This is a genomic window from Streptomyces sp. NBC_00654 (assembly GCF_026341775.1).
Taxonomy (GTDB): domain Bacteria; phylum Actinomycetota; class Actinomycetes; order Streptomycetales; family Streptomycetaceae; genus Streptomyces.
Genome location: NZ_JAPEOB010000001.1, coordinates 313,015 through 328,233, shown reverse-complemented (window position 1 = coordinate 328,233; position 15,219 = coordinate 313,015). Strand labels below are relative to the sequence as shown.

General features: G+C 71.9%; 11 protein-coding genes. 7 read left to right on the top strand and 4 right to left on the bottom strand.

Annotation, left to right across the window (positions count from 1 at the left end; all coding sequences use genetic code 11):
- Positions 1-11: 11 nt before the first annotated feature.
- Positions 12-2,165 (top strand): SpoIIE family protein phosphatase, encoded by a 2,154-nt coding sequence (locus OHA98_RS01505; protein ID WP_266922274.1) that lies wholly within the window; start codon positions 12-14, stop codon positions 2,163-2,165.
- On the opposite strand, the gene OHA98_RS01500 is transcribed toward OHA98_RS01505, so the two are convergent.
- The 3 genes from OHA98_RS01500 to OHA98_RS01490 form a co-directional block, all read right to left on the bottom strand.
- Positions 2,151-3,269, bottom strand: a complete 1,119-nt coding sequence (locus OHA98_RS01500; RefSeq protein WP_266922273.1) for an AI-2E family transporter — start codon at positions 3,267-3,269, stop codon at positions 2,151-2,153. The genes OHA98_RS01505 and OHA98_RS01500 overlap by 15 nt on opposite strands.
- Positions 3,270-3,347: 78 nt before the next feature.
- Complete coding sequence (locus OHA98_RS01495) at positions 3,348-4,304, bottom strand: pirin family protein (protein WP_266922272.1); 957 nt, start codon at positions 4,302-4,304, stop codon at positions 3,348-3,350.
- 141 nt (positions 4,305-4,445) lie between these two features.
- A complete protein-coding gene (locus OHA98_RS01490; protein ID WP_266922271.1) occupies positions 4,446-4,886 on the bottom strand; it encodes an SseB family protein in 441 nt (146 codons plus the stop codon).
- Between the two features lie 167 nt (positions 4,887-5,053).
- Here OHA98_RS01490 and OHA98_RS01485 point away from each other — a divergent pair, with 167 nt between their 5' ends.
- The 6 genes from OHA98_RS01485 (at position 5,054) to OHA98_RS01460 (ending at position 13,228) form a co-directional block, all read left to right on the top strand.
- Positions 5,054-6,880 (top strand): acyl-CoA dehydrogenase, encoded by a 1,827-nt coding sequence (locus tag OHA98_RS01485; protein WP_266922270.1) that lies wholly within the window; start codon positions 5,054-5,056, stop codon positions 6,878-6,880.
- Positions 6,881-6,998: 118 nt separating this feature from the next.
- The gene (locus OHA98_RS01480) at positions 6,999-7,658 is read left to right on the top strand and encodes a hypothetical protein (RefSeq protein ID WP_266922269.1); all 660 of its coding nucleotides are present in this window, start codon (positions 6,999-7,001) and stop codon (positions 7,656-7,658) included.
- A gap of 83 nt (positions 7,659-7,741) precedes the next feature.
- On the top strand, positions 7,742-8,416 hold the full coding sequence (locus tag OHA98_RS01475; RefSeq protein WP_266922268.1) for a hypothetical protein: 675 nt from the start codon (positions 7,742-7,744) through the stop codon (positions 8,414-8,416).
- A 104-nt stretch (positions 8,417-8,520) separates the two neighbouring features.
- Entirely contained in the window at positions 8,521-9,819 is a 1,299-nt protein-coding gene (locus tag OHA98_RS01470) for a M18 family aminopeptidase (RefSeq protein ID WP_266922267.1), read from the top strand.
- Between the two features lie 164 nt (positions 9,820-9,983).
- Complete coding sequence (locus OHA98_RS01465; RefSeq protein ID WP_266922266.1) at positions 9,984-10,205, top strand: DUF6458 family protein; 222 nt, start codon at positions 9,984-9,986, stop codon at positions 10,203-10,205.
- 131 nt (positions 10,206-10,336) lie between these two features.
- Entirely contained in the window at positions 10,337-13,228 is a 2,892-nt protein-coding gene (locus OHA98_RS01460) for a BTAD domain-containing putative transcriptional regulator (RefSeq protein WP_266922265.1), read from the top strand.
- Positions 13,229-13,308: 80 nt separating this feature from the next.
- On the opposite strand, the gene OHA98_RS01455 is transcribed toward OHA98_RS01460, so the two are convergent.
- Positions 13,309-15,123 (bottom strand): NHL domain-containing thioredoxin family protein, encoded by a 1,815-nt coding sequence (locus OHA98_RS01455; RefSeq protein ID WP_266922264.1) that lies wholly within the window; start codon positions 15,121-15,123, stop codon positions 13,309-13,311.
- Positions 15,124-15,219: the final 96 nt, after the last annotated feature.

Genomic DNA, 15,219 nt, shown 5'->3' with positions numbered 1-15,219 from the left:
AAAGTGGGGCAATGCGCACCGAGGAAATCCTGGCCGCGATCGCGACAGGTCTGTGGCGCTGGGACAACGCCGCCGGCACGGTCACCCTCGACGGGGAGGCGGCCCGGCTGCTCGGGCTGCCCGCCGAGCCCGGCGTCTACCGGGAGTCCGCGGTGCGCTCCCGTTTCCACCCGGTCGACTGGAACGAGATCTACGGGGTCGTCAATCTGGCGGTCGCCGAAGGCACCCTGGCCGAGGCCCGGCTGCGGATCGTGGACGAGCGGGGCCGGGTCCTGCGCACCGTACGCAGCAGGTCCAGGCCGACCTACCCGGCCGGACACGGCGCCGAGAGCTATGTGCTGATGGGCACGCTCCAGGAGGTCGCCGAGCCCCGGCCGGGCGCCACCGCCGCGCACACCTCCATCACCGGGGACTGGCGCCGGTCCAGGGAGGCGTTCCTGCTGGACGCGGGGCGGGCACTGGCCGAGGCCCGGTCCACCCAGGAGGTGCTGCGGGTCGCCGCCTCGCTCTCCATGCCGGGGTTCTCGCCGGACGGGCTCGCCGTCTTCGGCGCCGCCGGGGAGCGGCTGACCATCATCGGGCACCACGGGCACAGCACGGGGGACGAGGAACCGTTCACCGACATGCCGCTGGAGACCGACTACCCGGCCGCCGAGGTCGTCCGGACGGGGCGGGCCATCTATCTCCCCTCCCCCGACGACTACCGGAGCCGCTACCCGGCCACCTGGCCGCTCGCCCGCCGCTTCGGGCGCCAGTCCTGGGCCTTCCTGCCCCTGGTCTCCGCGGGCCGCACGATGGGGGCCTGGATGGCGGGGTTCCGGCACCCCGTGGCGTTCTCCCCCGACGAGCGTGCCGTGCTCACGACCGTCGCCCGGATGCTCGCGCAGGCGCTGGCCCGTGCCGGTGTCGCCGAGACCGAACGCGAACTGTCCCTGGGACTCCAGCGCTCGATGATGCCGTCCCTGGGACCGGACATCCCCGGGATGACGGTGGCGGCGCGCTACATCCCGACCGGCGGCGGGCTCCAGGTCGGCGGCGACTGGTACGACATGATCCCGCTGCCCACCGGCCGTATCGCGCTCGTCATCGGCGACGTCCAGGGCCATGACGTGCGGGCGGCCGGTCTGATGGGCCAGCTCCGCATCGCCCTGCGCGCCTACGCCTCCGAGGGGCACCGCCCCGACGCCGTGCTCTCCCGGGCCTCGCGCTTCCTCTCCGGGCTCACCGAGGCGTACGAGGACCTGGGCGACGGGGACGGCGACGAAGCCACGGCCCCGCGCTTCGCGACCTGCCTGTACGCGGAGGTGGACCCGGTCGGCGGAACGCTCGACATCGCCCGTGCCGGTCATCCGGACCCGGTGGTGATCAGTGTCGACGGCACCGCGGTCATCCGGCCGACCGAGGGCGGGCTGCCGCTGGGCATCGAGGAGGACTCGGACTACCCGACGACCCGGGTGGTCCTGGAGCCCGGAGAAACGATCGTGCTGTGCACGGACGGGCTCATCGAGACCGGCGGACACGACCTGGCCACCGGCTGGGCCCGGCTCCGGCCGGTCCTGGAACAGCCCGTCGAGGATCTGGAGAAGCTCGCCGACGCCCTGGTCCAGGCCGTGCACGGGCCGACCTCGCACTACACGACAGGGCCTCTGGCGGACCGCCGCGAGGACGACATCGCGGTGCTGGTGCTCCGCCGCGAGAGCACCACGACCCGGGTCGCACAGCCGCGTCGCACCGCGATGACGATCGCCCAGGCCGAGCCCGAGCGGGTCGCCGTCGCCCGGCAGCAGCTGCGGGAGCTCCTGCACGACTGGGCCGACCCGGACCAGGTCGACTCGGCGGTCCTGATGCTCTCGGAGATGGCCACCAATGTGCTGGTCCACACGGACGGCGACGCGCTGATGGTCGCCGAGGCGGCCGGTGAGCGGGGCGAGCGGCGGCTCCGAGTCGAGGTGGCCGACGCCAGCGACGAACTGCCGCACAAGCGGCGGCCCGGCGAGATGGCCTCCAGCGGGCGGGGGCTGGTGCTCATGGAGCTGCTGGCGGACTCATGGGGAGTCGACCCCCGGGGCGAGGGCAAGTCGATCTGGTTCGAGCTGTACGAGCCGGCCGGGCCGGGGAAGGACGCGAAGGCTCAGGCGCCGGACGACGGCTCAGGCGCCGGGTGACGGCTCGGGGGAGCTTCCCGACGGTCCCGGCCGGTCCGGCCGGTCCGACGGGGTGCCCGAGGGTCCCCCGTACCCCTTTCTCAGTTCCCCGATCACACCGAAGGCCGCCGCGCACAGCGGTACCGCCAGCAGCATTCCCAGCAGCCCGGCGACACTGGCGCCCGCGGTCAGCGCGATCATGATCATGGCCGGGTGCATCTGGACCGTACGGCTCTGGATCATCGGCTGGAGCACGTGGCCCTCCAGCACCTGGACCGCGAGCACGACCCCCAGCGCCCAGAGGGCGATCACGAGGCCCCGGTCGGCGAGGGCGACCAGGACGGCGACGGCGCCGGAGATGAACGCCCCGAGGTACGGGATGTACGCGCCGACGAAGACCAGCGCCCCCAGCCCCACCGCGCCGGGCACATCCAGGATCAGCAGGCCGACCGTGATGCACAGGGCGTCGATCAGCGCGATGAACGTGGTGCCGCGCATGAAGCCCTCGACCGCCTCGAAGCCCCGCCGCCCCATGGCCTCCACCAGCTCTCCGGTGCCGCGCGGGGCGATGGAGTGGGCGAGGTTCACGGCACGGTCGGAGTCGCGCAGGAAGAAGAAGGTCAGCAGCAGGGCGAGCACACTGGTCGCCAGCAGCGATCCGACCAGGCTGATTCCGCTGAGCAGCCCGCCCGCCGCGCTCGCGCCGAACTTCTCGACGAAGGTCTTGGCGTTGTCGGCAAGGCTGTTCACGTTCGTCTCGTCGGCGATGCCGAAGTGGTCGACCACCCACTGCCCGGCGTCCTTCAGCGAGGAGACGATCTGATCGCCGGTGTCGATGAGCGCGGTGACGACGATGTAGCCGGCGCCGCCGACCACCGCGACGAGCGCGGCGCAGGTCAGACCGGCGGCAAGGGAACGATTCAGCTTACGGGCGATCAGCCAGCGGTGGACGGGGCCGAGCAGCGCCGTACCGAGCAGGGCGAGCAGCACGGGCGTGATCGCGGTCTTGAAGACGATGCACAGCCAGATGGCGACCGCGGCGACACCGGTGACCAGCAGGACGACACCGCACCAGGCGGCCGTACGCCGCGCGGTGTCGGGCAGGAGGGGCTTTTGGGTATGCACCCTCCCACCCGATCACAGCAGGGGCCCGCCGGCCCACCCGCACCTCCGTACGAGTGAGCAAACGTCACATGGCGAACGTCACATGCCGTGGACCGCGGGCACGGTGCCGAGGCGGCCGGCCTGGAAGTCCTCGAAGGCCTGCTTCAGCTCGGCCTGGCTGTTCATCACGAACGGCCCGTAGTGCGCCATCGGCTCGCGGATCGGACGGCCGCCGAGCAGGACGACCTCCAGGTCCGGGGTGTGGGCGTCCTGCTGCTCGTCCGCGCGGACGGTCAGCGAGGAACCGTTGCCGAACACCGCGGTCTGCCCCATGTGGACGGGGCGGCGCTCCGTACCGGCGGTGCCGCGGCCGGCCATCACGTACGCGAGTCCGTTGAAGTCCTCGCGCCAGGGCAGTGTCACCTCGGCGCCCGGACGGACGGTCGCGTGGATCATGGTGATCGGCGTGTGCGTGATACCCGGGCCCTCGTGCCCGTCGAGCTCACCGGCGATGACACGGAGCAGCGCGCCGCCGTCCGGGGAGGCGAGGAGCTGGACCTGGCCGCCGCGGATGTCCTGGTAGCGGGGGGCCATCATCTTGTCGGCCTTGGGCAGGTTCACCCAGAGCTGGAGGCCGTGGAAGAGGCCGCCGGACATGACGAGGGACTCCGGCGGGGCCTCGATGTGCAGGAGGCCGGAGCCGGCCGTCATCCACTGGGTGTCCCCGTTGCGGATCGTGCCGCCGCCACCGTTGGAGTCCTGGTGGATGAAGGTTCCGTCGATCAGATAGGTGACGGTCTCGAAGCCGCGGTGCGGGTGCCAGGGGGTGCCCTTCGGCTCCCCGGCCTCGTACTCCACCTCGCCCATCTGGTCCATCATGATGAACGGGTCGAGGTACTTGTAGTTGATCCCCGCGAACGCGCGGCGCACCGGGAAGCCCTCGCCCTCGAATCCGCTCGGCGCGGTCGTGACGGCGAGCACGGGACGGGCCGCGGCGTCGCCCGAGGCGGCGACCTTGGGCAGGGTCAGCGGGTTTTCGACGGTCACTGCGGGCATGGAAGCCACCTCCGGGCGAGTGTTCTGCGTCCAATTTAGTTGAACAGTGAACATCCTGCAAGGCGGCGTTCATTCCCGGGCAGCGAGAAGGCCCGCACCACGAGCGGTGCGGGCCCTCCCTGCGCTGTCCGGCGGAGGTGATCAGCCGTACATGCGGCGCATCGCGAAATCGACCATCTGCTCCACCGCCTTGGCGTCGAAGACCATCCGGTGATCGCCCTCCATGTCCAGGACGAAGCCGTACCCCGTCGGCAGCAGGTCGATCACCTCGGCGCCGGTGATCACGAAGTACTTGGACTCCTTGCCCGCGTACCGCCGCAACTCCTTGAGCGTGGTGAACATCGGGATCACCGGCTGCTGGGTGTTGTGGAGGGCGAGGAAGCCGGGATTGTCGCCGCGCGGGCAGTAGACCTTCGACGTGGCGAAGATCTGCTGGAAGTCCTCGGCGGACAGCGAGCCGGTGGTGAAGGCCCGTACCGCATCGGCCAGGGAGGGCGGCGAAGGCTCGGGATACAGCGGCTGCTCGGCGTAACCGCCGGCCATCTGCTGCTGTGCACCCTGGTTCTGGTCGTAGCCGTACATGCCACAAAGAGTAATCGGACACATCTGCGGCTTGAGGGGTTGCGCCTTATTACTGACGGGTAGCATCATCGGAGAGGTCAGCTGATACATCCACGCCGGCCTGCCGCCCGACCCGCATCACTCCCCGGGGCGCTGTGCGCCACTGCTATTGATTACGGAGCCTTCCCATGGGGCACTACAAGTCGAATCTCCGCGACATCGAGTTCAACCTCTTCGAGGTCCTCGGGCGCGACAAGGTCTACGGCGCCGGCCCGTTCGCGGAGATGGACGTCGAGACCGCGAAGAGCATCCTCGACGAGGTCAACCGCCTCGCGGAGAACGAGCTCGCCGACTCCTTCGCCGACGCCGACCGCAACCCGCCGGTCTTCGACCCGGAGACCAACACCGCACCGGTCCCGGAGAGCTTCAAGAAGTCGTACCAGGCCTTCATGGACTCCGAGTACTGGCGCCTGGGTCTGCCCGAGGAGATCGGCGGCACCACCTCCCCGCGCTCCCTGATCTGGGGCTACGCGGAGCTGCTGCTCGGCGCGAACCCGGCCGTCTGGATGTACTCCTCCGGCCCGGCGTTCGCCGGCATCCTCTTCGACGAGGGCAACGAGGCGCAGAAGAAGATCGCGGAGATCGCCGTCGAGAAGCAGTGGGGCTCGACGATGGTGCTGACCGAGCCGGACGCCGGTTCCGACGTCGGCGCCGGGCGCACCAAGGCAGTGGAGCAGGAGGACGGCTCCTGGCACATCGACGGGGTGAAGCGCTTCATCACGTCGGGCGAGCACGACATGTCCGAGAACATCATTCACTACGTGCTGGCCCGCCCCGAGGGCGCCGGCCCCGGCACGAAGGGCCTCTCGCTCTTCATGGTCCCGAAGTTCCACTTCGACTGGACCACCGGCGAGCTGGGCGAGCGCAACGGTGTGTACGCGACGAACGTCGAGCACAAGATGGGCCTCAAGGCGTCCAACACCTGCGAGATGACGTTCGGCGACAAGCACCCCGCCAAGGGCTGGCTGATCGGCGACAAGCACGACGGCATCCGCCAGATGTTCCGCATCATCGAGTTCGCCCGCATGATGGTCGGCACGAAGGCCATCGCGACCCTCTCCACCGGCTATCTGAGCGCGCTGGAGTACGCCAAGGAGCGCGTCCAGGGCACGGACCTGTCGCAGTTCATGGACAAGACGGCGCCCAAGGTGACCATCACGCACCACCCCGACGTGCGCCGCTCGCTCATGACCCAGAAGGCGTACGCCGAGGGCATGCGCTCCCTCGTGCTGTACACCGCCTCCGTCCAGGACGCGATCCAGGAGAAGGAAGCCGCGGGCGAGGACGCCAAGGCGCTGCACGGCCTCAACGACCTGCTGCTCCCGATCGTGAAGGGCTACGGCTCCGAGAAGTCGTACGAGCAGCTGGCGCAGTCGCTCCAGACGTTCGGCGGCTCCGGGTACCTCCAGGAGTACCCGATCGAGCAGTACATCCGTGACGCCAAGATCGACACTCTGTACGAGGGCACGACGGCGATCCAGGGCCAGGACTTCTTCTTCCGGAAGATCGTCCGCGACCAGGGTGCCTCGCTGAACGCCCTCTCCGAGGAGATCAAGAAGTTCCTCTCGGGCGCACAGGGCAACGAGGAGCTGGCGAGCTCGCTGGACTCCCTCGCCAAGGCCGCCGTGGACCTGGAGGCGATCGTCGGCGCGATGATCACCGACCTCACCGCGACCGGCGAGGACGTCAAGAACATCTACAAGGTGGGCCTCAACACCACGCGCCTGCTGCTGGCCTCCGGCGATGTCGTCGTCGGCTACCTGCTGCTCAAGGGCGCGGCCGTGGCGGCCGAGAAGCTGCCGACCGCCTCCGCGAGGGACATCGCCTTCTACCAGGGCAAGATCGCCGCCGCGAAGTTCTTCGCCTCGAACATCCTGCCCGGCGTCTCGGCCGAGCGCGCGCTCGCCGAGTCCGTCGACAACTCGCTGATGGAGCTGGACGAGGCCGCGTTCTAGGACACACGCCATAGTCCGCGGTCCCGCACTCCGGCACCGAATCGATACGGCCCGCCCCCTTCTCCGGGGGCGGGCCGTATCTATGATCGGCATCCAGGTACGAGGGGGAGGTTCATTCGTGAGTGCCAAGGGTTCGGCCCCGCGAAAGTGGTCCGTACGGTGTGCGGCGGCCGGAGCGGCGGCGATGCTGCTCACCGGATGCGGCGGCGGTGACGGTGGCGGCGACGGCAAGGCGACGGCGCTCGACGAGTCCCAGGTGGCGGCGCTGCTGCCGGACCAGGACGCGATGCCGGGCTGGAAGCGCAGCGGGGAATCCTCGACCGCGCCGATGAACAGCCTCGCCAAGAGCACCATCTGCCCCAACAAGGGCCACGCGGGGTGCGAGGAATCCAGCTACATGGGCTCCGTCTCCTTCCAGCGCGAGGACCGGGAGGCCTCGGTCCGGTTCTGGCTGGTCGCGTTCGAGGACGAGAAGGCCGCCGACGCCGCGTACGACGTCCTGTGGAAGGCGACCGCGCGCACGAACGGCCGCGAGAAGGCCGACCTGGGCACCGTGGGCGACGAGCGTGACGCCCGTTCCGGACCCCAGGGGTACAGCGGCGCGCACAGCGTCACCGGGCAGATGCGGGTGGGCACGACGGTGCTGTGGGCGGCCACGGACGCCCCCAGCGAGGCCAAGCTGGACAAGGGCCTCGCCAAGGACCTCGCGGCCCTGTTCGCGCAGCGGTCGCAGCAGGCGCAGGACGGCGACGAGCCGTCGGCCCAGCTCGGCTCGTAGAGCCCGGCGGGAACGCGTCGGGAAACGGGAACACCCGTCCGGACCGGTCGTCCGGATCACACGTCCAACGGGGGCAGGACACGATGGTGAAGCGGCGATGGTACGTGCGGGGCGGCGCGGCGGCGGGAGCGGCGGCGATGCTGCTCACCGGGTGCGGCGGCGGTGACGGAGACGGGGCGGGGGCGCGGGCCGCGGCGCTCGACCGGAAGCAGGTCGAGTCGGTCCTGCCGGACGCGGCGGCCGTACCGGGCTGGCGGACCCACCTGGAACCGGGGGCCCTGAAGCCGGACCCGGAGTTCCCGCCCTCGGTGTGCCGTGTCACCGACCAGAAGAAGGCGGACGAGATCTGCCTGGGCGCCACCTCCTGGGGTGTCTCCGCCTACGCACGGACGTCCGACAAGACCTCGCTCAACTTCTGGGTGCTCGCCTACAAGGACGAGAAGGCCGCCGGCACCGCGTACGACGCCCTGGCGAAGTGGTACGGCGGCGACCGGGTGGGGGTGGGCGCGCGGAAGGTGGACCTCGGCGACCTCGGCGACCAGCGTCTGGCGAACCGTGCCGATGTGGGCACCATGGGCGGTCCGGCGACGATCGCGCAGGTCCGGGTCGGTACGGCCGTGCTCGGCATCAGCACGGGCACCACCGGCGAGGACGAGACCTCCGACCGCGATCTCACGGCGTTCAGCGGCATGTTCGCCAAGCGTGCGCAGCAGGCGCAGGACGGCGGGAAACCCTCGGCGAAGCTTCCCTCACCGTAGGCACACGCGGGGCGCACGTACCGCACACGCTGAGCGCATGATCGGCATGTACACCCTCGGCCAACCGGCGATTCTCCCGGGCGGTCCTCGTTACAGTGAAGAACATGAGTTCTCCCCTCCGGTTCGACCGCGCGCACACCGACGACCTGATGTCCTTCCTGGCGGCCAGCCCGTCCCCGTACCACGCCGTGGCCAACTCCGCGGCCCGGCTGGAGAAGGCCGGCTTCCGCCAGGTCGAGGAGACCGCGGCCTGGGACGCTTCCACCGGGGGGAAGTACGTCCTGCGCGGCGGGGCGATCGTCGCCTGGTACGTACCGGAGGGCGCGGGTCCGCACACCCCGTTCCGGATCGCCGGGGCGCACACCGACTCCCCCAACCTGCGGGTGAAGCCGCTGCCCGACACGGGCGCGTACGGCTGGCGGCAGGTCGCGGTGGAGGTCTACGGGGGGCCGCTGCTCAACACCTGGCTGGACCGCGATCTGGGCCTCGCCGGGCGGATCTCGCTCAGGGACGGCACCCACCGGCTGGTGAACATCGACCGGGCGCTGCTGCGCGTGCCGCAGCTGGCCGTGCACCTGGACCGCTCGGTGAACACCGAGGGCCTCAAGCTCGACCGCCAGAAGCACATGCAGCCGATCTGGGGACTCGGCGATGTCGCGGAGGGCGACCTGATCGGCTTCGTCGCCGAGGAGGCCGGTGTCGACGCCGCGGACGTGACCGGCTGGGACCTGATGCCGCACGCCGTCGAGCCGCCGTCGTACCTGGGCCGGGACCGGGAGCTGGTGGCCGGGCCGCGGATGGACAACCTGCTCTCCGTGCACGCCGCGACCGCCGCGCTGGCCGCCGTCGCCGGGCAGCCGGACGAGGAGATCCCGTACATCCCGGTGCTGGCGGCGTTCGACCACGAGGAGAACGGTTCGCAGTCCGACACGGGCGCGGACGGGCCGCTGCTCGGCACGGTCATGGAGCGTTCCGTGTTCGCCCGCGGCGGTTCGTACGAGGACCGCGCCAGGGCCTTCGCCGGGACCGTCTGTCTCTCCTCCGACACCGGCCACTCCGTGCACCCCAACTACGGCGAGCGGCACGACCCGACGCACCACCCGGTGGCCAACGGCGGGCCGATCCTCAAGGTCAACGTCAATATGCGGTACGCGACCGACGGCGGCGGCCGGGCCGTGTTCGCGGCCGCGTGCGAGAAGGCCGGCGTGCCCTGGCAGACCTTCGTCTCCAACAACTCGATGCCCTGCGGCACCACGATCGGACCGATCACCGCCGCCCGGCACGGCATCCAGACCGTCGATGTCGGTGTCGCCATCCTCTCCATGCACAGCGCCCGCGAACTGTGCGGCGCCGACGACCCGTATCTGCTGGCGAACGCGCTGGCGGCGTTCCTGGCGGGCTGACCGCCGAAGCGTCCGACGCCCCGGGGCGCCGGGGACCCCGACAGCCGGGTGTCCCCGGCGCCCCGGCGTCTCCCCTGCCGCTCCCCGGGACATGGCCGTCGCCGGACCGGGTACCCGGTCGTCCACGGCCCGGAGCGACCGGGCCGTCGAGGAGGCAGAATCACATGGGACTCGGAGGATGCATTCTTCTCATCGGCGCCGGGGCGATACTCGCCTTCGCCACCGACTGGGAAATGGACACCGTCGACGTCGATCTGGTCGGCTGGATCATGATGATCGTCGGCCTCGTCGGCGTCTTCGTCTACATGAGCGTCGCGCGCCGCCGCCGCATGGTCGTGCCGCCCACCACCACCGTCGTGTCCGAGGACGACCGCCACTACCAGTGACCGGGTATCCGGGCGGAACGTTCGTCCCCGACCGGGTGTGACCCCTTCGTCGGCACCCTCGCTCCCCGATATTCTGAGCACCGTTCCACGCCCCGACCGCGGGTGCGTCCTGCCCGGAAGGGAAGCCGTTCGTGGAGTTCCGGCTGCTCGGCACCGTCTCCGTCGACACGCTCACCGGGCCCCTGCCCCTCGGACCCGCCAAACGGCGCAGTCTGCTCGCCGCACTGCTCCTGTCCGCCAACACACCGGTGTCCATCGGCCGGCTGACGGACTCCCTCTGGGACGACACCCCTCCGCTCCGGGCCCGCAGCGTCATCCAGGGACATGTCTCCCGGCTGCGCGCCCTCCTGATGGGCGCCGACGCGGTGGCGTACGGGGTGGAGCTGGTCACGCTCGGCGACGCGTACGTGCTGCGGGTACCGGAGACCCTGCTGGACTCCCAGCGGTTCGAGGAACTGCTGATGCTGGCACGGGAGCAGCGCAGCCCCGCCGACTCCGTACTGATGCTCAAGGAGGCCCTGTCCCTCTGGCAGGGCCCGGCGCTGACCGGGGCCTTCACCGGGGCACCGCTCCGGGCCGCCGCGCACTCGCTGGAGGAGTCGCGGCTGGCGACGGTCGAGCAGCTGGCGCGGTCCTACTCGGCGCTGGGGGAGCACAACCGCGCCGCGGCCGTGCTGGGCGCGGAGGCGGTCGCCCACCCGATGCGGGAGTCGCTGGCGGCGGCGCTGATGATGGCGCTGTACCGGGCCGGGCGTCAGTCGGAGGCGCTGGACCGGTTCCACCGCACGAGGCGGCTGCTCGCCGACGAGCTGGGGATCGATCCCGGACATGAACTCGCCGACGCGTACGCGCTGATCCTGCGCGGCGACCCCGGACCCGACGGCCCCGCCACGGGCACCGGCACCGCCCCGGCCGGCGCGGCGGGCCCGGTACCCGCCGCGCGCCCGGCGGCGGACCGGCGCGACGGTACGGAGGCGACGCGGGAAGCCGCCGTCGCCGCCGCCCCTTCCGCCTCTTCCGCTCCAGTCGCCCCCGCTCCCCCGGCCGCGCCCGCCCCCGTACCGCCCCGGCCCCTCCCCGCGCCGCTGTCCGCCACCGGCGAGCCGCACCCCACCGACCTGCTGCCCCGCGCACCCCGCGGCTTCCACGGGCGGGTCACCGAACTGGCCGCCCTCACCCGCGCGGCGGCGGGCGAGGCGCCCGTCTGTCTGGTCACCGGCCCGGCGGGCGTGGGCAAGACCGCGCTGGCCCTCCAATGGGCCCACCGCAGCCCCGCGGCCTTCCCGGACGGACGGCTCTTCGCCGACCTGCGGGGGTTCAGCGACACGGGCGAGCCGGCGCTGATCGAGGTTCTGCGCGAGTTCCTGCTGGCCCTCGGCGTCGCACCGCGCCGGGTCCCCGAATCCGTCCCCGCCGCCGCCGCGCTCTTCCGTACCCTGACCGACCGGCGCCGGCTGCTGGTGATCCTCGACAACGCCCGCGACTCCGCCACGGTCAGGCCCCTGCTCCCGGGCGGCACCGATTGCGTCACGCTGGTCACCAGCCGCCACCGGCTGGAGGGCCTCATCGCCTCGGACGCGGCCCGCCCCGTACCGCTCGACACACTCGAACCGCACGACGGCACGGCCCTGCTCGCCGGGGTGCTCGGTGAGGAGAGGGTCCTGGCCGAGCCGGTCGCCGCCCGCCGGCTCGCCGAACTCTGCGGCGGCCTGCCGCTCGCGCTGCGCGTCACCGCGGCCCGGCTGGCCGGACGTCCGCAGTGGACCCTCGCCGCACTGGCCGAGGAACTGGCCGACGAGCGCGGCCGGCTGGCGTACCTCGATGTGGACGACACCGGCGTCTCGGCCGCGCTGCGGCTGACGGTGCAGCATCTGCCACCGGACTGCGTACGTCAGCTGGCCCGGCTCGGCCACCATCCCGGCAGCCACTTCGACCCGTACGCGGCCGCCGCGCTCGCGGAGACCGACCCGGTCACCGCAGCGGCGGCGCTGGAGCGGCTCGCGGCGGCCCATCTCGTCACCGAGAGAGCGCCCGGACAGTGGGTGCTCCACGACCTCGTACGTCTCTACGCCCGCGGGCTCGACCCCGCCTCCGCGCCCCGGGCCCTCGTCGGTGTCCTGGACCACTACATCGCCACCGCGCTGGCCGCCGCCGACACCGCCGAACCCGGCGGGGAGCCCTGCTTCGTCCTGCCGGACGACTACCACCGCCCTTCCGCCGTCCGGGACTTCGGCTGCCGGGAGACGGCGATGCGGTGGCTGGCCACCGAGCGCGACGACCTGGCGCTGGCGGCCGTCGCGGCCCGCAACGCCGGTCTCGACGACCGGGCCTGGCGGATCGTTCTGCTCCAGTGGCCGCAGATCGTGTGGCGGGTACGGGACAGCTGGACCCCGATGCTGGAACTCGCGCTGGACGCCGCCCGCGCCCAGCAGGACCCGTACGCCGAATCACGGGTGATCACCCTGCTCGGGTGGGTGCTGACGGAGGAGGGCAGGACCGCCGAGGCCGTCGCCCTGCTGGAGCGCTCGCCGGCCCTCGCCCGGCAGGCCGGTGACCGGCTCGGCGAGGCGACCGCGCTGATCAACCTGTCCGTCGTCCAGGCCGAACAGGGCGGGTTCGACGCCGCGCTGGAGGGCTGCGCGCGGGCGGTCGGGCTGGCCCGCGAGGCGCGGGACCGGCACACCGAGATGCTCGGCCTCCAGCACCTCGCCCGGATGCAGCTCACCGCGAACCGGCCCGCCGACGCCCTCGAATCCGCCCGTACCGCGCTCGAACTGGGGCCGGAGGACGAGGAGGTGGCCCGGCGGGTGCTGTTGCTGACCGTCAGCGGAGAGTCACATCTGGCGCTCGGCGAGGAGGGCGAGGGAATCCGGCTGCTGGACCGGGCGGCCCTGGAGGCGGAACTCGCCGGATACGACGAGGGCGCGGTACGGGCACTGGCGGCACTGCTGCGGGTGACGGCGCGGGCGGAGTACCGCAGGAGGCACGAACAGGCCGTGCGGAGGCTCGCGGACGAGGCGTGAGCACGGCGCCCCGCCCGCCGCGCCCGCCCGCCGCGCCTTCCCGCCCCGCCGCGCTTCCCCGGCGCGCCCCCGCCGCGCGGTCAGCCCTGTGCGTCCATCCCCGCCAGCACCAGCGGCAGCCGGGCCGTTCCCTCCGCGGTCACTCGGAGGGGGACGCCCCAGTCCTGTTGGTGCACGTGGCAGGCCGGGTACTCGTTGAGCGGGTCGTCGTCGCACGACGCCGCCATCGCGGAGACGTGCAGGACACCTTCGGTGAACCCGTCCGCCAGCACCAGATCGCGGCCCAGATCGGTGCCTGGCCCGGCCCCGACCGCCAGCAGCTCGGGCGGGGTCGCGGAGACCAGCAGCCGGGTCGAGGGCCCGTACCGGGTGTCCAGCTTCTGTCCGGCGGGCGCCTGGAAGACCACATCGAGCCGGAGGGTGCCGGGGGCGACCTCGGTGGCCGCGCGCCGGGTGCGATGCGCCCGGTCCGTGACGCGCACGGCCTCCTCGGGCAGCCGCAGCCGGGTCAGCCGGTGACGGGCGGACTCGACGACGACCAGGTCACCGTCGACCAGCACGGCGTCGCTCGGCTCCCGCAGATCGGTGGCCAGGGTGGTCACCTCGCCGCTCGCGGGGTCGAAACGCCGCAGGGCGTGGTTGTACGTGTCGCAGACGGCGACGGACCCGTCGGGCAGCGCGGTCACGCCCAGCGGATGCTGGAGCAGCGCCTGGGCGGCGGCGCCGTCACGGTGGCCGAAGTCGAACAGGCCGGATCCGACGGCCGTGTGCACGTGTCCGTCCCGGTCGATCCAGCGCAGCGCGGACGTCTCCGAGTCGGCGATCCACAGCCGCTCCCCGTCGGCCGAGACGGCGAGCCCGGACGGCTGGGCGAACCACGCCTCATCGGCGGGCCCGTCGACCAGACCCTCGTTCGTCGTCCCGGCCGCGACCCGTACGGTCGCGCTCTCCGGGTCGTACGTCCACAGCTGGTGCACGCCCGCCATGGCGATCCACAGCCGGCCGGCGAACCACGCGATGTCCCACGGCGAGGACAGGTCCACCTCGCGCGCCGGGCCACTGGTGGGCGAGCCCTGCCACCACTGGCGGCCGGTACCGGCGAGGGTGCTCGTGACGCCCGTCGACGGATCGAGGACACGGATGGCGTGGTTGACGGTGTCCGCGACGGCGATCCGCCCGTCGGGGAGCGCGGCGAGGCCCTGCGGTTCGCTGAACCTGACGTCGGCCGGCCCCCCGTCCACCAGACCCCGGTCACCGCTGCCGAAGTGTCCGCGCACGCTCTCGCCGTCCGCGTCCAGCTCGACCAGCCGGTGCCGCGTCGTGTCGGAGACCAGGAAGCCACCGTCCGGGAGCACCAGTGCCTTGCCCGGGAAGCGCAGATACGTGGCGACGGGCTCGGGCGCGACGTACGGGCCGTCACCGCGCCGCAGCGTCCCCTTCGCGGAGTGCTCGGCCTCCAGCTCCTGGACGAGCTTCTCGATGGCGTGGGCGTGGCCCTCGCCCGCGTGCTGGGCGACCACATAGCCCTCGGGGTCGATGACGACCAGGGTCGGCCAGGCGCGTACGGCGTACTGCTTCCAGGTGGCCAGCTCGGGGTCGTCGAGGACCGGGTGATGGACCTCGTAGCGCTCGACGGCGTCGACCACGGCCTGATGCTCGGCCTCGTGCACGAACTTCGGCGAGTGGACACCGATGATCACCACGGTGTCGCGGTGCTTCTCCTCCAGCTCGCGCAGCTCGTCGAGGACATGGAGACAGTTCACACAGCAGAACGTCCAGAAATCTAGCACCAATGTGCGACCTCGGAAGTCCGCGAGGGACAGTTCCTTGCCACCAGTGTTGATCCAGGACCGCCCCTGCAGCTCAGGGGCGCGGACGCGGGCACGCTTACTCATGCGTCCAAGCGTGCCACTACCACCACGGTGGCCACGACGCCCCCGGCCCCGCTGCACCCGCCTCACATCGTCCGGGGGCACCAGCCACTCAGCACC